15 protein-coding genes are annotated in these 18,991 nt (G+C 65.0%); 5 read left to right on the top strand and 10 right to left on the bottom strand.

The genetic code is table 11. The features are described from left to right. Nucleotides 1-255 precede the first annotated feature (255 nt). The gene (locus BM066_RS07580) at nt 256-1,749 is read right to left on the bottom strand and encodes an aldehyde dehydrogenase family protein (RefSeq protein WP_018062439.1); all 1,494 of its coding nucleotides are present in this window, start codon (nt 1,747-1,749) and stop codon (nt 256-258) included. A gap of 335 nt (nt 1,750-2,084) precedes the next feature. On the opposite strand from BM066_RS07580, the gene BM066_RS07585 reads away from it, so the two are divergent. The 5 genes from BM066_RS07585 (at nt 2,085) to BM066_RS26390 (ending at nt 7,622) form a co-directional block, all read left to right on the top strand. Next, nucleotides 2,085-2,984, top strand: coding sequence for a DUF8021 domain-containing protein (locus BM066_RS07585; protein WP_255367513.1), 900 nt, complete (start codon nt 2,085-2,087; stop codon nt 2,982-2,984). Between the two features lie 66 nt (nt 2,985-3,050). Beyond that, entirely contained in the window at nt 3,051-4,340 is a 1,290-nt protein-coding gene (locus BM066_RS07590; RefSeq protein WP_018062437.1) for an acyl-CoA dehydrogenase family protein, read from the top strand. A gap of 43 nt (nt 4,341-4,383) precedes the next feature. After that, nucleotides 4,384-5,181, top strand: coding sequence for an SDR family NAD(P)-dependent oxidoreductase (locus BM066_RS07595; protein WP_018062436.1), 798 nt, complete (start codon nt 4,384-4,386; stop codon nt 5,179-5,181). Between the two features lie 83 nt (nt 5,182-5,264). Next, nucleotides 5,265-7,343 carry a TonB-dependent receptor gene (locus BM066_RS07600; RefSeq protein WP_013078862.1) on the top strand — a complete coding sequence of 693 codons (2,079 nt, stop codon included), beginning with the start codon at nt 5,265-5,267 and terminating at the stop codon, nt 7,341-7,343. Nucleotides 7,344-7,469: 126 nt separating this feature from the next. Continuing rightward, entirely contained in the window at nt 7,470-7,622 is a 153-nt protein-coding gene (locus tag BM066_RS26390) for a hypothetical protein (RefSeq protein WP_018062434.1), read from the top strand. 492 nt (nt 7,623-8,114) lie between these two features. On the opposite strand, the gene BM066_RS07605 is transcribed toward BM066_RS26390, so the two are convergent. The 9 genes from BM066_RS07605 to BM066_RS07645 all read right to left on the bottom strand — a co-directional run bounded on the left by BM066_RS07605 (nt 8,115) and on the right by BM066_RS07645 (nt 18,925). Beyond that, nucleotides 8,115-8,924: a DUF8021 domain-containing protein gene (locus tag BM066_RS07605; protein ID WP_018062433.1), complete on the bottom strand. Its 810-nt coding sequence runs from the start codon at nt 8,922-8,924 to the stop codon at nt 8,115-8,117. Next, the gene (locus tag BM066_RS07610) at nt 8,924-10,168 is read right to left on the bottom strand and encodes an acyl-CoA dehydrogenase family protein (protein WP_049801134.1); all 1,245 of its coding nucleotides are present in this window, start codon (nt 10,166-10,168) and stop codon (nt 8,924-8,926) included. Before BM066_RS07610 ends, BM066_RS07605 begins: the two co-directional genes overlap by 1 nt. Before the next feature lie 110 nt (nt 10,169-10,278). After that, nucleotides 10,279-12,537 (bottom strand): TonB-dependent receptor, encoded by a 2,259-nt coding sequence (locus BM066_RS07615; protein ID WP_143093685.1) that lies wholly within the window; start codon nt 12,535-12,537, stop codon nt 10,279-10,281. A gap of 858 nt (nt 12,538-13,395) precedes the next feature. After that, nucleotides 13,396-13,905: a flavin reductase family protein gene (locus tag BM066_RS07620; RefSeq protein WP_026176623.1), complete on the bottom strand. Its 510-nt coding sequence runs from the start codon at nt 13,903-13,905 to the stop codon at nt 13,396-13,398. A 297-nt stretch (nt 13,906-14,202) separates the two neighbouring features. After that, nucleotides 14,203-14,874, bottom strand: a complete 672-nt coding sequence (locus tag BM066_RS07625; RefSeq protein WP_018062428.1) for an SDR family oxidoreductase — start codon at nt 14,872-14,874, stop codon at nt 14,203-14,205. 7 nt (nt 14,875-14,881) lie between these two features. Next, entirely contained in the window at nt 14,882-15,709 is an 828-nt protein-coding gene (locus tag BM066_RS07630) for an SDR family oxidoreductase (protein WP_018062427.1), read from the bottom strand. A gap of 102 nt (nt 15,710-15,811) precedes the next feature. Next, nucleotides 15,812-16,588, bottom strand: coding sequence for an IclR family transcriptional regulator (locus tag BM066_RS07635; RefSeq protein WP_369823234.1), 777 nt, complete (start codon nt 16,586-16,588; stop codon nt 15,812-15,814). Between the two features lie 247 nt (nt 16,589-16,835). Then, entirely contained in the window at nt 16,836-17,735 is a 900-nt protein-coding gene (locus tag BM066_RS07640) for an SDR family oxidoreductase (RefSeq protein ID WP_018062425.1), read from the bottom strand. A gap of 80 nt (nt 17,736-17,815) precedes the next feature. Then, a complete protein-coding gene (locus tag BM066_RS07645) occupies nt 17,816-18,925 on the bottom strand; it encodes an LLM class flavin-dependent oxidoreductase (protein WP_018062424.1) in 1,110 nt (369 codons plus the stop codon). Between the last annotated feature and the right edge of the window lie 66 nt (nt 18,926-18,991).

Genomic DNA, 18,991 nt, shown 5'->3' on the forward strand with positions numbered 1-18,991 from the left:
CCTCACTCATTGACTGAAGCGAGGGCTTGCGGTCGTCGGTGGCAGCGGCCTGCAACGGGGGCGGTCCGAATAGACAGCTCACGCTCGGACTGACGGCCGGTCGAAAACGCCCAGGCGGAGATTGGAAACGGTCGTCGCGAGCGGTGTTTCTGAGATTGAAGGTCTGACCCGGCTTGTCGATCGTCTCTACCTCTTGCGGTGCGAGATCCTCGCGGTCACGCACCGCCTGCTTCAGCTCAAGTCGAACAGTCGAGCTCAACTGGTGACGAACGAGATGTGTTTGTGCTCGATGAAGTCTTCCAGCACCGCCAGGCCGCGCATGCGCCCCAGACCGCTCTGCTTGAACCCGCCCTCCTCGAACTGATCCGAGAGCGCCGCCCAGCCATTGATCCACACCGTGCCGGCGTCAAGCGCCCTGGCCATACGGACCTGGCGATCCAGATCGCGTGACCATACGCTGGCGGCCAAGCCATATTCGGTGCCATTGGCTAGCGCGACGGCCTGGGCTTCGGTGTCGAAAACCTGCATCGCCAGCACCGGACCGAAGACTTCCTGCTGAACGATGTCAGCCTGGTTATCCGTCACTTCCAGCAGCGTGGGGCGATAGAATGCGCCCTTGGCCAATTCGCCGTCCGTGACCGGACCGCCCCGGACAATCGCCTTCGCGCCGGCGGCGATCGCGGCCTCGACCATGCGGTCGACCCGCTCGACATTGGCCTTGTCGATCAGTGGGCCCATCTCGGATGCAGGGTCGGAGGCTGGACCAACGCGGACGGTCGACAGCGCCTCGCCCAGCGCCTGAGCAACCTTGGCGGCGACGCCGCGCTGCACCAAGAGGCGGCTGCCGGTCATGCAGAATTGACCGGAGAACACCGTCAACGCCGCCACGGCGGTGGGCGTCACCGCATCCAGATTGGCGTCGTCGAACACGATCAGCGGCGTTTTCCCGCCCAACTCCAGTCCCAGGCGCTTGACCCGTGGCGCAGCATTGGCGGCGATGGCCCGGCCCGTGGCGGTGCTGCCGGTGAAGCTGATCGTGGGCACTTGCGGTGATGCGACGATCGCTTCGCCCGCCTGCTGGCCTCCGGTGATGAGGTTCACCACACCCGCAGGAAGACCCTTGGTGGCGGCGATGATCTGGGCGATCAGGTGGTTGAGCTGAGCGGTCTGTCGCGGCAGCATGATCACCGCTGTGCATCCGGCAGCCAGAGCCGGCGCGAGGGAACGGGTCACCAGGGCGCACGGGGAGTTCCACGGCGCGATGATGCCGGCGACGCCCACGGGCTGCTTCAGAGTCAGCGATATCTGCCCCGGCGCGCGTTCCGCCGCGCGGCCAGCCTCCGTCAGCGCCAGCGCGGCGTTATAGCGAAGGGTCTGCGGCGCGATGCCGATCTCGATCTGAGCATGGAGGTTCACTTTTCCATTTTCGAGCCCGGTCAGCGCCACCAGTTCGTCGAACCGAGCTTCGAACGCATCGGCCATTGCGTTGAGGACGCTGGCCCGAAGGCGATGATCGTCCTTCCAGCCAGTGTCGGTGAACGCCCGGCCGGCGGCCGCGATCGCAAGGCCCGCTTCGGCCGCTCCCGCAAGACTATACGTACCGATGACGTCTCCGGTGGCCGGATCGAAGCTTTCGCCTGGCTCGCCGGCGTCTATCCATTCGCCACCGATCAGGTGCAATGCCTTCCTGTCATTTCGCGCCATGTAAGTCTCCCGCCCGATCGGGCAACGGCTCTCGATGCCGGCCATTGCTCTTTGTTGATCTGCTGGTGACACAGGACCCGAAGGCGCACGCCTAAACTAGACGTAGGAAAACCCGATCGGGCGGTCGACACTGACCGCCCGCGCCCCAAGCCCAAGGGACGCGGAGGCGCGGCGTTGCTCAACGCGCCAAAGCTGACGCCGTGGGGCGATGGATCCGCAGCGTTTCGCGACCCTAGACGGCGCGGGTCAACCTCTTCACCCCGTTGTCGAGCGCGGCAAGACCGCGCGCCGAAGCCAGGCGTTATGAGCCGTCGTGCGCGCTGCCGCGACGGCTTCGAGGGCTTGGCCCCGGGGCGCCAGGTCGTCGGGCCCGAGGCGCGGTGCGCAGTGCCACCGTCTGGTTTTTACCCGCAGCGGCGCCATCGGTTGAGGTTTCAATCAGGAGAGAACGCGTGCAGGGGATCGACATTGGCGCAGGACCTTCGGCGGTCCTCCGTTCGCGGGCGGCGCTGTTCCTCGAGCAGAGGCTGTCGGGGAAAGCCTCTGACGGGGCGCTCCGTCACTCGCTGAACAATCGGCTGCTGAGCCCAGGTCAGGCGCCGCTGATCGAAGACATCCTGAGCCTGCAGATGTTCGATGATCCGGCGCAAGGGCAGGTGGCCGTCTTCGGCGCGGCGCAGATCGCTGGGACGCCCACGCCCTACGCCCTTCGCCTGATGATCGCAGATGACACCGTCGTCGAGGTCGAGGAGATCATCAGCTCGGCCCGCCACGGGCACTTCGCCGACGTTGACCAGCTGCTCAAGCCCGACGTGCTCTACGAGGCCCCCGTTCCGGCTCACCGGGCCGTCGATCGAGACGGATTGCGGCAGGCCGCCGACAGCTATTGGCAGGCGCTCGAGGAGAGCGACGGCAGCCTGGCGCGCTTTGCCTATCGCTGCGACCGCTATGACAACGGCAAGAAGATCACCAACAACCTGTCGATCCTGCTGTCGCAGGACGCTGCGGTGCATACGCCCGCCAGCTGCATCAACGCCACCCGGCCGGCCCGCCCGCTGGCGCGCAACCGGCGCTTTCCTGTCCTGGACACACGGCTGGGGGTGGCGGTGAGCTTCGTCCTGGTCGACTTCCATCCCGCGCCCCATATCGATCGGCCCGATTGCGGGACCTTCTACATGGCGGGTCTTTTCAAGATCAGCGACGGGGAAATCCGCAGCCTTGACGAGATCCGGGAGATCATCCCGCTGGGCGCCGAAGAGGTCTGGACGACGTCGTCCTAACCGCCGTCTGGTTTAGGCTGACCCCCGCCTTACGCTCCTGGCCAAACAGCTTTGGGAGGTTTGGCCATGACGACCGCAAAGAAAGACAGCGCCATCCACGAGTCGCCACTGTCGACCGAGGTGGGGCGGAAGATCCGCGATAAGGTCCGCGCCCTGCGGCCGCTCATTCGCGAACATGCGGCCGAGGGGGAAGCGCTAGGCTGCTTGCCGCCCGCCACCCTCAACGCCCTGGCCGAGGCCGGGGTCTTCAATATTTCGGCGCCGCCGGCGTTCGGCGGCCCCGCCTTGGGCGCCCGCGATCTGGCCGAGATTGTCACAGAGGTCGCCCGCGGCGACGGCTCGGCCGGCTGGACGACGATGATCGCTTCGGGTTTTGCCCGCGTGTTCCTGACCTTCCCGGACGCGATCGTCGCCGAGGTCTACGCGGCCACCCGCGACTGGCGCGGTCCCATTGTCGCCAGCGCCTCGCTGTTTTCCGAGCGCATCCAGCGCGCGCGCAAGGTCGAGGGCGGCTATGTCGTCGAAGCCGGCGGCAAGTGGGGCTTTGGTAGCGGCTGCAAGCACGCGGCCTTCCTGGTCGTGGGCGTCCAGGTCGACGACGTGCGCGGCATGGTGCTGCTGGAAAAGGGCCAGTACGAGATCCTCGACGACTGGAAGGTCATGGGTCTTTCAGGCTCGTCGAGCAACAGCGTCACCGCGCCCAACGACATCTTCGTTCCCGAGGGCCGTTTCGCAGACCTGGCGCATTTGCCCGACAAGCTCAATGGGCTGCGCCAGCGGTTCTCGGGCCTTGGCTATCAGCTCGATGGCCTGGGCCTCATGCTGATCGTGGCCATGGAGACCATGGCCATCACCCTGGGCATGGCCCAGGGCGCCTATGACTGCTTCGTCGAGCAGACCGAGAACAAAAAGCCCTTCAACCTGCCTTACGACAGCTTGGCCGCCACGCCGTCCATCCAGGTGGCCGCCGGCAAGGCCCGCGCCATGATCAACGCCGCCCAGGCGCTGATCTTCGCACGCGCCGATTACATCGACCGCAAGGCGATCGCCGGCGAAGGCTTCGAGCCGGCCGAAGAGGCCGAGATCATGATGGACTTCGTCCATGCCGGGAATGTCTGCGGCGCGGCCATCGATCTCATCCAGCTCACCCTGGGCTCGGCCACCGTCAGCCTGAAAAACCCCATCCAGCGGTTCGCGCGCGACACCCGCGTGGCCCTGACCCACGGCTCGACCCGGCTTGATCCGTCGGCCGAGATCAGCGGCCGCCAGCAGCTAGGCCTGCCGCCGTTCGCGGCCTTCGCCGCCGCGGTCCCCGGCGTCGATAAGGCCCAGCGCCAGGCCTCCGAGGCCGCCTAATCCTTTTTCCAAGACAGCGTCCGCAGCGGCGCGAAGAGGTATCATGCAACTGGAACTTACCGGCAAACGCGCCCTGGTCACGGGCAGCAGCTCAGGGATCGGGCGATCCATCGCCCTGCAGCTAGCCGCCGAAGGCGCCGAGGTGGTCGTCCACGGCCGCGACGAGGCGCGCGCCAACAAGACCGCCGACGAGATCACCCAGGCCGGCGGTCGCGCCTTCGTCGTCCTTGGCGACCTGATGGAGGCCGACCAGGCCAAGGCCGCCGTCGAGAGGGTCCGGGCCCTGGGCGGGGTCGATATCCTGGTCAACAACGCCGGCGGCCGCCATGGTGGCTGGGAACGCAACGGATGGATGGGCGCCGGCGGCGACAACTGGATCGCCACCTATAAGCAGAATGTCATTTCGACCGTGACGCTGATCGAAGGCCTGGCGCCGATCATGATCGAGCGCGGCTGGGGGCGCGTGCTGCAGATCGCCAGCGCCATCGCCATCCATCAGCCGCCCAATTTCCCCGACTACCAGGCCGCAAAGGCCGCGGAGATCAATCTCTCACGCTCGTTCTCGCGCAGCCTGGCGGGCACGGGCGTCACCTCCAACGCCATCAGCGCCGGGATCATCCATACGCCGGGATCCGACGCCGAGATCGCCAGCATCGCCAAGGAGGTCGGCATGGCCGGCGACTGGCAGGATAACGAGAAAGAGATCGCCCTAGGGGTCTTCCGTCAAACCGTGGGTCGCATAGGCCGGGCCGAGGATATCGCCGCGGCGGTCTGCTTCCTGGTCAGCCCCCGGGCGGACTTCATTACCGGCGTCAATCTCGTCGTCGACGGGGGGATGTGACCTCGGCAGTAGCGCCGTCTAGTTTCGCGGCGGCGCTGCGCCAAACTCTCCGGATAACAAATAAAAACCTAGGGAGGGGTACCATGAAGTACCAGAAAACCTTGCTAACCGCGGGTCTGGCTTTGGCGGCGTGCAGCTCGGCCATGGCGGAGACGGCCGCGCCGGCGGCCGAAACGGCGAGTGCGCAGGCGCCAAGCTCGAACGTTGTGGCCGACATCATCGTCACCGCCGAACGGCGCGACAGCACCGTGCAGAAAACCGGCGCCACGATCAGCGTCCTGGGCGGCGACGAGCTGGTCAAGCGCGGCGTCGGCTCGCTGAATGACGCGCTAAGCAACGTCCCCGGCGTTTATCTGCAGGTGAACAACAAGGGCGCCAATGTCGACATCCGCGGCGTCGGCACGGGGCTGGACTCGGCCGCCGGCGATCCAGGCGTCAACACCAATATCGACGGCGTCTACCTGCGTCAGGCGAGCACGATCGTCTCTGGCCTCTATGATGTCGCCCGCGTCGAAGTGCTCAAGGGACCTCAAGGCACGCTCTATGGCCGCAACGCCACCGGCGGCGTGGTCAATATCCTGACCAACGACCCGGGCTATGAGTTCGGCTACAGCGGGTCGCTGACCGTCGGGAACTACAACCTCATTCGCTCCGAGGGGGCCTTCAACATCCCAGTCTCTTCGCAGCTGGCCCTGCGCGCGGCCTTCGGCAGCGAGTCCCATGACGGCTACCTTGACACGGGGCAGGACGACGCCAAGCGCTTCGCCGGACGGCTCAAGCTGCTCTGGGAGCCGACCTCGACCTTCGATGTCCTGGCCGGCGTCTCCTATGCGCACGAGGGCGGCGTCGGGCCTGGCTCGGTCCTGGCCACCGAGCCCGAAGGTTCCCGTCACGCCGTGGTGAGTCACCAGCCGGCGGGCACGCTCGACCAGGATTTCGTCACGGTGTTCGGCAAGGCCGAATGGGACGCCGGCCCCATTCGGGTGACCTTCCTCCCGACCTTTTCGCGCTATGTCTACGACTACACCGGCACCAACTACAGCATCTATTCGCAGCAGCGGGCCCGGGAAAACCAGACCACGACCGAACTGCGCTTCTCGTCGAGCCGCGACGCCAAGGTCCAGTGGGTCTCGGGGCTCTACTACTTCCACGGCGACCTGAGCAACTACGCCAACCTGCCCGATTACGGCGTCATCAACGACCAGCCCAACCTGGTGACCAAGTCCTACGCCGTCTTCGGCGACATCACCGTTCCGCTCTCGGACCGGCTGCGCTTGGGCGGCGGGCTTCGCTACACCGCCGACCGCAAGAGCCAGATCGGCACGCTCGTCTCGGGCGGCGGCGTCACGGTCGGGCCGTTCGACGGCAAGCTGCGGTCCAACGCCGTCAACTATCGGATTGGCGTCCAGTACGACCTGGCCCAGGACGTGATGCTCTACGCCACCCACGCCACGGGCTACAAGGCGGGCGGCTTCCTCCCCGACCAACCCGGCTATGACACCTATAAGCCCGAGAAGCTTCGCTCGGTGGAGGCCGGGATCAAGAGCCGCCTGTTCGACGGGCGCCTTCAGCTGAACCTGTCGGGCTTCCACTACAGCTACGACAACTACCAGACCTCGACCCTGGGCCTGGCGCACTACGGCGGCCTGAGCGCCCTCGTCTTCAACAGCCAGGGAACCACCAAGATTTACGGCGCCGAGCTCCAGGCCATCTATCGCCCGACCGAGCGCGACCAGTTCGAGCTGACGCTCTCGCCGATGAAGTCGAAGTTCGGCGCCTTCGTTATTCCGGCCACCCCGGCCAGCGCCATGATCGACGTCAGCGGCAAGCAGCTGCCGCACGCGCCCTCCTTGAGCGGCATGGCGGCCTATCAGCATGAATGGCGCCTCCAGGCTGGCTCGCTGACCGGACGCATCCAGACCAACTACTCGTCGAAATACTTCACGGAGTTCACCCAGGCCGCCTACAGCCAAAGGCCTAGCTATACGCGCACGGATCTCAACCTGACCTACTCGGCCGATGAGAGCCGCTGGTCGGTCGGTCTCTTCGTGCGCAACCTCGAGGACGCTTGGATCGTCAGCCTCAAGGCCAACACCGCCGTCGGCGATTACGGCCTGCAGCCGCCGCGGACCTTTGGCCTGACCTTGAACGTGAAGGGCTAGGCGCCGCCGAGCGCGTCGGACCGGGGGAATACTGCCGGCCCGACGCCCTTGGTTCTTGCGTATGCCTTCCTCGCGACCCCTTGCCCGGCCTTGCCGCCCAACGGTTGAGCCTCGCGGAAATCTGATATGAAAGTTCTGCTGTTGAGCCTGATCTTGGCTTTGGTCATGACGGACGCGCCGCGCCCGTCCCATGAGGGCGCTGTGGTCGTGAGCGGCCATGAGGGCCCGCCAGTCTATGCCGCTCGCGACACCTTCGCGGCGTTGGCGCAAATGCGCTGACGTTACGCCGGCCGCCCCACCGGGCTTCGAGAGGGCGCTCCGATGAGCCGCGCCCTTGGTTGAGAGAAGGGCGCCTCGACCGAGAGAAGGGCGCGCCTCGCGGAGCAAGGTTCCTTCGGTCGCGTCGATCCGTTTTCCAGAGATCCAACATTGCTATCGCCCCGGCGACGAGGTTTGGCGGATTCCTCCGGGGGGCAAGCGGCCCGGCGCGGAGTCGGGGTTGGCGTGGCTACAAATTTCCGATTTGCCGCCTTCACCGGAAGGTCCGCCGTGCCGGTCGGCCCCCGGCCGCCAGCGTTCAAGGGGGGACCTGACGTGCGCTTAGCGGCTTAGTCAGGGCTTCGCGGCGCACATCAGTGCGCCTTGGTCATCGCCTTGATGATCTGCGCCGTTCAGCGAGAGCCGTCGATTATGCGGCGTCCATCGCGCATCCGTCTTCACGCCGCGTGAGCGCGAGAACAGCGCCTTAAGTGGGCTGAAGGCTTCGCCTTCCTACCAGCCGGCGGACGACCCTAAGGGCAGGAATTCGCGGATCTCGTCGATGATGCGCAGCTCGCCATCCACCACCTTGAAAACACCGAGCATGTACATGGCGCCGGCGTCCGGCCGCGGATGGTCGGGAATAGGGTGAAAATCGACGACGACAAAGCTGCCGGCGACACCCAGTTCGGTGTCGAGCACCGGATAGCGACGCTCGCGAGCGCGCGGACGCGCCGCCCGGGTGTCATTCAGGGCCGAGGCGCAGCTGTGCACCTTGCCGTCTGGCGAGAGCAGCGTGCGCAAGGTGTTCGTGGTCTTGGCGCCGTTATCGTACTTGTCGCAGCGATAGTTGAACCGCGGGATCAGGCCGTCGCTTTGCTCCAGGCCCTCCCAATAGCGGTCAGCCGCTTCGCGCAGCCCGGCTCGGTCGACGCGACGGGATGGGGGGACAACGGCAGTATAGAGAATGTCGGGCTTCAAGAGCTGTTCGACATCGGCGAAATGCCCCTTCGCATCGGTGCTGACAATTGTCTCGGCCTCCGCCAAGGCGCCGTCCTGGACCAGCAAGCGCTGCGCAAAGGGCCGGGGCTGTCCGTCGAGGAAGGCCACGCCCATGCACACGACCTGGCCCGTTTCGGTGTCGGCGAAGGCCTGGATGCCCTCGAAGCGCGGCGCGCGGCCCCATAGGCCCTCGCCGACAGCAAGAAAGGCGCCGTTCTCCGAATAACGAAAGTTCGGGCTCAAGTTGAGCGAAGCCCCGTCTCCGACGGCGAGTGCGCAGAGATAGGCGTCCATCTGGTCGATCAGCGCGGCCTTGGTCATCAGGCGATCCCCACCGGCGGTTGACCAAAATGGGTGCGGCCATAGTTGATCGAGGCGCTGTCGGACTGGTGGGCGAGATGGCCGCGCAGCACCCCGACATTGCGCCAGTAGCGCCCGAGCATGGCGTCCTTCTTGGACGCGGCGGTGCCCACCGTCCGGAAGATGATGTCGACCGCCTCGTGGGCCAGATGAATGCTCTGCAGGATCACCAGGGTCAGCCGCCGGAAGACCTCCTCCGAACACGGCTGGCCTGTTTCGTGCGTGCGCCGCGCGATCTCCATGTAGTCGGTCGCGGTTTGCAGCAGGGCCGCGCGGGCGGTGTCGACGAGCGCCCGGCAGCGGCCATAGTTCAACTGATACTCAGCCAGTTCCTGGCGAGGCGCCCCGGTCGGGCCGGTCGCCTTGCGCGCCCGAAAGCTCTCCTCGTAGAGGTCGAGCGCGCCTTCGGCGGCGCCGACGATCACCGAGGCGGATTCGGTGACGATGAAGGGGCGGGCAGGGCCGTAGAACAGGGGGCTTTCGGCATAGGCCTCAGCCGGCGGGACGGCGTCGAACGGGGGATAGGGTTTGGCGCGATAGTCGGGAACGAACACGTCTGTCATCACGACCCGGTCGGATCCCGTGCCCTGCATGCCGATGACCTCCCAGTTACGCACGATCTCATAGTCGCGGCGATGAAAGAGGCCCATGCGCATGGTCGTTGCGCCGCTCTGCGGATCCGTGACGAGGAAGGTCAGCAGGATGTGAGTCGCATGCGCGCAACCAGACGCGTAGTCCCAGGCGCCGGTGACGCTGAAACCGCCTGGAACCGGGATGCCGCGTCCCTGCGGCGCTGCGACTTCGGGGGCGCGAAAGTCGCCCGTCTCGCCATAGGCCTCGATCTGGGCCTCCAAGCTATAGGTGGCCAGTTGGTGGACATGGCCCAGCACGAGCGACAGAACCCAGGCCGTTTCCGGGCAGCCGCGCGCGACGGCCGTCACCAGCCGGACATAGGTCGGCAGATCAAAGCCGTAGCCGCCGAAGGTGCGCGGCTGGATGACGCGGTAGAATCCGGCGTCGACCATCGCCTGGTTCGTCTCCTGGGAGATGTTGCCCGCCGCCTCGGCGGCGGCCTGACGCTCGCGAAGAAGATCCCGCATGCCGTCGGCCCGCGCGATCATCTGGTCTGGCGTCAGGTCAGGCTCGGGCGGCGAGATAGCAGAAATCGTCGGATTAGGGCGCTGGCCGCGCATCTCAGCGATCATGATCGATACTCTGTGGCTCGTTGACGGTGAGGGCCCCGCCTTCAGAGCGAAGGCGGGGCGGAGGGTGTTGAGCAGGACGCGAAGGACGCTGAGCCTGGCGCAGGCCGGATCTAGAATTTTCCGGTTAGCACCACGCCGAATGTCCGCGGATCCGAGAGGGTGGCCGAGGCCTGCAACGGCGAGATCGACTGCAGATTCACATAGGTCTTGTAGCGTTTGTCCGTCACGTTACGGACGTAGCCGGTCACTGAAAGACGGTCGTTCGCCGAGGCCCAGGTGAGATTGAGATTGCCTTGGAACAGGGCCTTCTGGCGCTCGTAGTCCAGCCCGCCCTGCGCCGCCAAGCCCGGCGTGGTGAAGCGAACGTCATAGGCCGATCGCCAGGCGCCGTCGCCGTGCAGGTTGAGCGTTGAACCGCCTGAGAGCCGGATCTGGTGGTCGTAAAGGAGCGTGAGGCTGGTCGGCGCGAAACCCCAAAGTTCGCGCTGGGCGACGGCGTCCGCAAAGCCGGCCGGCAGGTCGTGGAATTTAGAATCGATGTGCGAGACGTTCAGGCCGATCCGGTCCGCAGGCGAGAGTTGGAACAAGGTTTCCAGTTCGACGCCCACCATCCGCAAGGGCACATTGAACAGCACGGCCGAGGCCGGGTTGCTCTGATCGAGCTGAACGCTGGCTTGGTATCCAGCATAGTCATAGTAGAACGCCCCAAGATTGACTTGGAGGCGGCGGTCAAAGAAACGGTTCTTGCTGCCAATCTCGTAGGCGGTCAGCTTTTCTGAGTCGTAGGGATAGACGGTCGGGACGTTGCCCGCACCCGTGCCGATCTGAACATCGCCGGGGAGGAAGGCGCTGGAGATTGAGGCGTAGAGAAGATTGGCCGGCGCCAAGTCGTATTCGACGCGCGCCTTGTAGGTCAGGTTCTTAAACGCGCGACGGCCCGCGTTCCCCGAGACCTTAATGGTGGAAATAGACTCCGGCAGGCCCGCGAGGGGCGAGTTCTGACCCGCGACCGCGCATCCCGAAACGAAGCCGAGGGGGGTATTGCAAAAGACGCTGAGATTGGAGCTGTAAACTTCCGCGGTGGTCACCGTGGTCTTGTCCCAGCGCAGGCCGCCTGTAAGCCTCAGGGCCTGCGTCACGGGCACGGTCGCTTCGGCGAAGACGCCGAGGTCACGGGTCTTGCGATCGATGTCGGCGCTGAACAGCAGACCGTCGGACGATTCCCAGACGTTGCGGTTGGAGCTCCGAATGCCGTTGGAATAGTAGAAGAGGCCGGTTTGCCACTTGATCATCGAATCCGGCTGCGACGTCAGGCGAAGCTCGTGCGTGACGAAGTCGTCCTCGGGCGTGGTGACGATCTGCTTGATCGAGTTGCCGCCGGGACCGACCACAAAGACCGTCGCGTCCTGATTGAACGAGCGATAGGCGGGCAGATAGGTCAGTCGAGCCGGGCCCAGATCGACGTTGAGCTCCGCCCAAACCTGCCGAGACTTCAATTTCGCCGTACCGACAGAGTAGGGCGTGTACTCGACCGTGTTGGGGGCGACGAGGTTGCCTGCGGCGCCGCCATTGTAGAGTGTGCGATCCTGCATCGAGGCCCCGATGAGGAGGGAGACGCCGTCGCTAGGCAGGGCCAGGAGCTTCAGTTTGACGTCATCGCCCCGGCTGGCCCCAAAGCCTTTGTCAACGTCGGCGCCGTCGCGTTCGTAGTGATTGGCCGCCACGCGCAGGGCCAGGTGGTCGGACACGATGGGCGCATTCACCGCGACCGAAGCGCGACGCAAATCATAGCTTCCCGCCTCGACAGAGGCGTCGACCGAATAGCCGGCGAGGTTGGGATTGCGCGTATGGATGGCCACCACGCCGGCGGTGGCGCTACGGCCATAGAGCGTGCCTTGGGGACCGCGCAACACTTCGACCCGATCGACATCGTAGCCGCCGCCGATGCCGTTATAGACATTGTCGACATAGAGCGCCGTCGCCGGAACGCCCGACAGCGTCTGACCTGAGAGCCCGCCATTGGATGAGACGCCGCGAATGGTGATCCCGGCGGCCGGGCTGTCGTTTCCAGTCGGCTCGTTTGACACGCCTTCGGACTCGCCGCCTGAAACGCCCGGCACGGTTTCCAGGATGGTGCTCAGGGTGAACTTTCCCTGGGTCAGCAAGTCTTGCCCGGTCTGGACCGTGACTGATGCGGCCGTCTTTTGCACGTTGCGCTCGAAACGCTCGGCGGTGACGACGATCTCATCAAGCGCCTGGGGAGCGTCCTGGCTGGTGGGGGCGGCTTTCGTCGTCTGGGCCTGGGCCTGGGCCTGGACCGGCAGGCACGCCGCGCCCATCGCTAGGGTCAGGCCCGCCGTGCCCGCCAAAAGGCTCCGGCGGCACGAATTGTCTCTGCTGGTTCTCGTCATTTTCCAACCCATGATGGGGCCGTTAGCTATCGTTGAACGACCTTTGGGCGGCGGCTCGGCGATGCTTCTCTGTGGTGGCGGCCCTGCTGATGTCGCCACTGTGCTGGCGCCCGCGGCCGGAAAACTAGTGGGCGCAATTCAGGTGACGCTTGGCTGCGCCGGGGGCGGCGCGGAGCGTTCAAAATCGACGCGACCAGGATGCGCGCCAGGGGAGGCGCGCTTTTTTGCGAGATCGCGCTGGCCGACGCTGGGCGCTGCCGCCAGCCAATTCCTCCGCCTGGTTTACATGGCCCAAGATGCTAGCGCTGAAACGCACGGTCTTGGCTGGCGGCCGCGCCCGTCGTCGCCATGGGTGTGGCCGCCTTCAGGGAGATGATGATGGAAATCCGACAATGTTTGGCCACGGCCATGACCTGGTCGGAGCCCTGGTCTGAACGGGTCTGCAGCGGCCAAGGGCTCGAGGCGAGCCCTGGTCCAACCTCGGTGACCGTCGGGCGGCCCAGTCGGGAAGGCCTCGGCGCGATCAATGCGCCCGAAGGCGCTCTGGCGCCGATCACCCAGCGCCTTTCGGTGGCCGCGCGTCGCTGAGCCAATCGCCTCGGGCCTATGCTAGCCGCGAGAAGCCACCCTCCAGAGCTCATAGCGGCCTTTCAAGCGGCTTTCCGGCGCTCGGCGTCCGGCGCTTGCGCTCACCCCTGACTGTCCTCCTTCAAGCATCGCGGGGCCAAGCATCAAGCGCGCCAGCGTGAGTGTGCTGGGCCACCGCCGCGCCAATCGACCGGGCCGGCCGCGCCCTAGGCTATCGGCGCACCGGGGTTAGATTTCGGCTGTTCTGCAGAAGCGGCGTTGGTGCCAGACAAGGCTTGGGTTCTGTTCGCCTTCATCCGTGAGGATTGAGATCACGGTCCCGATCAGAATTGAGTGGGAGAACGCGTCGATCGCGGCGTGCAGGCGACAATCGAGGGCGACCCCCGCCGATTGCAGGACCGGCGCGCCCGTGGCCATGGCCGTCCAGGTCTCGCCCGCGAAACGGTCGACATCCTTCCGAGCAAACCGCGCCGCCACATCACCTTGGTCGGCCAGCAGAAAATTGACCGCGAAAGTTTGATGCCGCAGCAGCTCATCGTGGGTGCTGGCGGACTTGTTGATGCAGATCAGCACCGAAGGCGGGTCGGCAGAGAGCGAACAGGTGGCCGTTGCCGTCAGGCCGACTGGGCTTTGCAAGGTTCCCGTCGTTATCAGGGCGACCGGGCTGGCGACCTTCGCCATGGCCGCCAGGAAATCGTCCCGTGTCGGCGACGGAGGTTGTGGAACCTGTATCGTCATGCGCCGCATCCGCACTGCGCGTTGCGATCGCCTGCCCGGAGTTGGGCATGCGGTGAGAAATGAGCCGGGCGAGGCGCGCAAACGCGTCCGTCAGAGTTTGCCATTCGCGCCGGACACTTCGTGCGAGATGGCCTTGAAATATCGCGTTCGTGGATGGGCATAGGGCCTCCAGTGATCCGCGGCCGAGCCGCTGCGTGAGACTCAGTAGGCGTCCAGCGACAGTCGAAAACGAGGGGACGGATTGATGTCCGCGCGATTTTGGCCAGGGTTTCTACAGCGGCCAGGTCGACCTTGGCGCTAGCGAGACGGCGCGCCCGCCGCCGCCAGATCGTAGACCGCCGCCATGGGGCCGATGTCCGGAAGCGGTGGGCCCGCGCTCGTCTGCGCGATCGCGTCGAGCAGGGGCTCGAAATAGGCGTTGATCCGATCTGGCGAGATATCCGCCGACAGGCTGTACAGCGGGCCGGCCGCGAGGACGTTGGTCAAGCGTGTCGAAAGATCTTCGCCGCCCGCACCGTCATGGAAGACGATGCTGACGCGCACGGGGCTAGTCTGCAGTTCGGCGCGAAGCGCCTCGGCCATTCCCACGATGGAGCGAAGCAAGACCAGTTCCGGCGTCGAACTCTCCGCGGGGCCTATCGCCGCGGAGGGCGCGACGACCACGATCACGCCGTGTCCGGCTTGACGAAAGCGTCGGCCAGCGCCGGTGAGCACGCCAAAGGCCCGACGAAGAGGAAGCCACACCCGCCGCTCCCAATCGACGGGATCCTCAGAAAGCGCGCGCTTATCTAATCCAATCGTCAGGATGAGTGCGTCTACTGCGCCAGGGACAGTTTCCACGGCGGCGCGCAACGCCGAAATGTTCGTCTCGCCGTCGGCGACCTGAAGGCGCGCGATGGGCAAGGCCAGGGCGCCAAGGCCCAAGGAAGGCGAGCTGCCGTCGAGCGCGACGCCGATGAGGGACCTCATGATATCCTCACGCAAAAGCCAGCAGCGCGTCACGGCGGCTGACGAGGGTTGGCCAAACGTTCCGGTCGGTAAAGACATAGGGGGCGTCGGCTTCAATGCCGTTCCAAACCATGCGGCCCACCTCGACCGGATCGCGGCCCAGGGCCAGGAGCTGCTTGTGGAATGCTTCCATAGCCTCAAGCGCCTGGTCGTCGCGAACGGCGTCCGAGTGTTGGAAGATGGTGGGACGCATGCGTTCGTGGTCGTAAATATTGGTGTTAACCGCCGCCGGGCATAAGACTGTCGCGCCCACGCTAGCGCCTTGCAGATCGCGGCGCAGTCCCTCGATCAAGGCGACCACCCCAAACTTCGCGGCCGAATAGACGCCTCCGTCATTGGCCACGATCAGGCCCCCCATCGATGAGGTCGCCACGATATGGCCCGGCCGCCCGTGCGCCACCATGTGGGGAAGGAAGGTCTCCACGCCGGCTAGGACGCCATCAAGATTGACCGAGGTGATCCATTCCCAGTCGGCGTCACTGGCCTCGAGCATGGATCCAAGAACGCCGACTCCGGCGTTCAGGCAGAGGACATGCAGCGCTCCAAACCGCTCTTCGACGAACCGACGCGCGGCGCGCCACTGCGGGCGGTCGGTGACATCCAGCCGCAGAAAATGCACTTGGTCCCCTGCCGAACCCAGCAGGGTTTTGGCCTCTTCCAAGTGATCGTCTCGGACGTCCGTGACAATCACCTGGAGGCCGGCCTCGAGCAGCGCCTGAGCGATGCCCAGACCGATGCCGCTCGCGCCTCCAGTGACGAGCCCGAGGCTGCCAGACTGGATGGGATGAGTGCGCATGCGTCCACCGTGTCGTTCAGAGAAGAAGGCGCAACCTTCAAAAAAGTTGATGCTCTTGTACTTTAAAGTCGCGCGTAAACGAGGGGTAGAAATGGCGCAATTTCAGGTGTTCGAAAATATTAGAGAGCGCTCGGCCATCTTGGACGCTTCATCAACTAGATCTTCGCCGGCTTGGGCGATTAGGGTGGCGTTTTCAGCCGTATGGGCGAGCCCAAGACAGAGGCCGCCCGCAATTCCGCCGTCTTGCTGCTTCAACGGAGCCGCCAGCAAAATCACGCCTGGATCGGGGTCATCGAGACTCACGGCGTAGCCGACCGCGCGGATCGTGCGCATGCGCCGCTTGATCTCCAACCAGTCGGCGTCTTCGCCCGCGGACTTCTGGAACATGGCCCGCACCGCACGGACCTCCATGAAGGCCAGCATGGCCAAGGCGGGCGGACCGCAAAACAACGGGGCCAGTCGCCCTCTGGCGAAGACGCCCTCGGGGAGGGGGGGCGCGCCGGACCGATGCTCGTGCATGGCCATGACGTGATCGCGATAGATGCGGCAGATGAAGACCGTGCTGGGGACCCCGTAGGCGTGGGAAAGCTTGGCGAAGGTTGGTTCGGCCGCTCTGAGCAGGGGGTCTGACGACCGCAGCTGACGGTCATAATGGACGATGCCAGGACCGAGCAGGTAGCGGCCGGGACGGATGCTGAAGATGAGGCCGGCCGCGGTGAGGCTGCGGAAGTAGCGATAGACCGTACTTTCCGATTGGCCGAGCGCGAGGCAGGCGGCTTCCACCGTCCATTCCGGCCGATCCGGCGTGAAGAGGTCCATCACCGAGAGGGTCTTGTCGGAACTCGTTTCGGGACGACGCCCGCGCGTAGCGCTCACCACGGCTGCGATCCATGAGGACGCCGGCGGCGATGGCCAAGCCTTCTACCCGCTAGTAGATGATCCGAGCGGTAGACTGTTTCGTGTCCCATCGGCGCTTCGAAGCTCCATCCACGACCTGGAAAAGCGCTGAACATACAAGAGGAGCTTGTCGCGGGTCGAGGACAAGCCAGGCAAGGCTGTCTGTGATGGCCCGGTCCGCCCGTTCAAGGGCGCGCTCATGGACGCCCCTCGGGGCGACGGCTCCAAGTTAGAGGCGCGCGCTCAGCGCCTCGACCGCTCGCATCGCTTGAGCGGTCTGATTGCGACGCGCATCCTCGAGCATTCGTCGCCCAGGATCGATGTCCTGGGGCGGAGGGCATGCCGCCAGGATATCCTCGAAGTGCGCCGCCAGCTCATCGCGAAACTCAGAATGCGAAAGGATGTAGCCACGGTTTTCGATGATCCCTTGGACGACGGCCTCGCCAACCTCGCGCGGATCCATGCCGGACTCCTTGGGCGGTGCGACGGGGCCGCCCTCGGGCGCGGCCGAGATGGCGGGGCCAAACCGCGCCTGCCGATTTTCCGCCGAGGCCAGCATGCGGCTACGGGTCAGGCCCGGATAGAGCACTGAGACGCCAATGCCTCTCGGCGCCAGCGTCAGGCGCAGGGAGTCGCTCATGCCCCGGACGGCATACTTGGAAGCGGCGTAGATGTAGTTATTGGCTGTCGGCAAGAGGCCGGCCATCGACGAGGTCGTGACGACGTGCCCTTCGCCCTGCCGCAGCATCGCGGGCAAAAAGGCCATCAGGCCGTTGATCGCCCCGCCGAGATTGACCGAAAGCACCCAGTCCCAATCCTCGAACCTGACGCTGTCGATGGAAGGGTTGACCCCCACGCCGGCGTTGTTGACGAGAATGTCGCAGCGTTCAAAGGCGTCAAACGTTCGCTCGGCGGCCCTTGCCATGGCCTCACGGTCAATGACGTCGAGGGCGATGGCCGCGACGTCGTCCCGACCACCAAACCGGGCAAGGGCCTCGTCGAGATGATCTTGCCGCAGGTCGGCGATCATGACCTTGGCGCCGTGGTCGAGCAGCGCCTCGACGATCCCCAGTCCAATGCCGCTCGCCCCGCCCGTCACGAAAGCGACTTTGCCGGCTATATTCCGCATCGATCACATCTTTCCCAAACCACGCTTATTGCCGCCGTGGGGCGGCCAACGCTCCTGCGCGGCCGCCGCGCGGCGAACGATCAGGCGGCCAGCTCGGCGAGCGGCTGACCATCCAGGCTGTTTTGGCAAGGCCAGCTCTTGACCTCCGGCAGGCACTTTTCGGCGAACAGGCGCATGTTCCGCTCGGCTTCTTCGTGCGGCATGCCGCCGAAGTGGAAGTGGGGGAAGAAGCCCTGCAGTTTGCATTGCTTGTTAATGTTGTCGAGAATTTCGAGGATTTCTGTCGGATTGCCCGCAGGCATCACCGTGCCCATCTTGTCAGCCATCTCGTCGATCTTGTCGGGCGCGATCCGCATGCTCTTGTAGAATTCATTGCCCTTGGTCGTTCCATAGTCATCGTCGGCCATGCCGTAGTTTTTGACTGCGGCCCGGAAGTTGACGCGGTGATACTGGCTCGACAATTCCTTGGCGCGCTCACTGCTCTCATCGACGAAGATAGTGCCGGAAAGCAGCGGGGCGGGCGGCATACGGGATTCGCCGTGGGTTTGAGCCCACACATTGTTATAGGTCTCGAAATCGACGCCGAGATTGGGGCGCGGCTCAGGGTTGATGATCAGCACGCCGATGCCCAGTTCCGCGACCGTGCGAACCGATTCCGGTGACCCGGCCGAACCGAAAATACGCCCCTCGAAGCTTCTGTACGGGCGCGGGCGAAGTTCCCGACGCGGCTGTTTGGTGATTTCGCCGCCTTCGATAACGCCCGTCTCGAGCGCCTGGATGATCAGTTCCGAATATTCGCGGTAGAGCTGGCGCGTCTGGTTGATGTCAACGCGCATGCCTTCGTATTCCATCTTACCCAGGCCGCGTCCCAGTCCGAGGAGAAGGCGGCCCTCGGTGATGTTGTCGAGCCACAGGGCCTGTTCGGCCACGCGCACCGGATCATTCCACGGCAGCACGACGACCTGCGTTCCCAGCTTCACGCGCTTGGTCTTGCCGGCCAGGTAGGCCAGCGACTGAAGCGGAGAGGGGGAGATCGAATAGTCGGAGAAATGATGCTCGGTGACCCAGATCGACTCGAAACCGAGCGCCTCGGACTGAATCGCCAAATCAAGGTCCCGCTTGAGGAACTGCGTGTCGTTCCGTTCGGGCCCGCTCTGATGCTGGAAGCCGGTGGCGTAGCCTACATGCATTTTTCTGCTCCTGGATTTCCTCGCGACCGGTCTGCGCTCGTCGCTAAAAAATTCATATATTCGCGC

The sequence above is a fragment of the Caulobacter sp. UNC279MFTsu5.1 genome (genome assembly GCF_900114015.1).
GTDB lineage: Bacteria > Pseudomonadota > Alphaproteobacteria > Caulobacterales > Caulobacteraceae > Caulobacter.

Excerpts from the sequence above, each read along its gene's own strand:
- BM066_RS07580 (WP_018062439.1), bottom strand. The coding sequence starts at position 1,749 with ATGGCCGGCATCGAGAGCCGTTGCCCGATCGGGCGGGAGACTTACATG.
- BM066_RS07590 (WP_018062437.1), top strand. The coding sequence starts at position 3,051 with ATGACGACCGCAAAGAAAGACAGCGCCATCCACGAGTCGCCACTGTCG.
- BM066_RS07595 (WP_018062436.1), top strand. The coding sequence starts at position 4,384 with ATGCAACTGGAACTTACCGGCAAACGCGCCCTGGTCACGGGCAGCAGC.
- BM066_RS07600 (WP_013078862.1), top strand. The coding sequence starts at position 5,265 with ATGAAGTACCAGAAAACCTTGCTAACCGCGGGTCTGGCTTTGGCGGCG.
- BM066_RS26390 (WP_018062434.1), top strand. The coding sequence starts at position 7,470 with ATGAAAGTTCTGCTGTTGAGCCTGATCTTGGCTTTGGTCATGACGGAC.
- BM066_RS07605 (WP_018062433.1), bottom strand. The coding sequence starts at position 8,924 with ATGACCAAGGCCGCGCTGATCGACCAGATGGACGCCTATCTCTGCGCA.
- BM066_RS07610 (WP_049801134.1), bottom strand. The coding sequence starts at position 10,168 with ATGATCGCTGAGATGCGCGGCCAGCGCCCTAATCCGACGATTTCTGCT.
- BM066_RS07620 (WP_026176623.1), bottom strand. The coding sequence starts at position 13,905 with ATGACGATACAGGTTCCACAACCTCCGTCGCCGACACGGGACGATTTC.
- BM066_RS07625 (WP_018062428.1), bottom strand. The coding sequence starts at position 14,874 with ATGAGGTCCCTCATCGGCGTCGCGCTCGACGGCAGCTCGCCTTCCTTG.
- BM066_RS07630 (WP_018062427.1), bottom strand. The coding sequence starts at position 15,709 with ATGCGCACTCATCCCATCCAGTCTGGCAGCCTCGGGCTCGTCACTGGA.
- BM066_RS07640 (WP_018062425.1), bottom strand. The coding sequence starts at position 17,735 with ATGCGGAATATAGCCGGCAAAGTCGCTTTCGTGACGGGCGGGGCGAGC.
- BM066_RS07645 (WP_018062424.1), bottom strand. The coding sequence starts at position 18,925 with ATGCATGTAGGCTACGCCACCGGCTTCCAGCATCAGAGCGGGCCCGAA.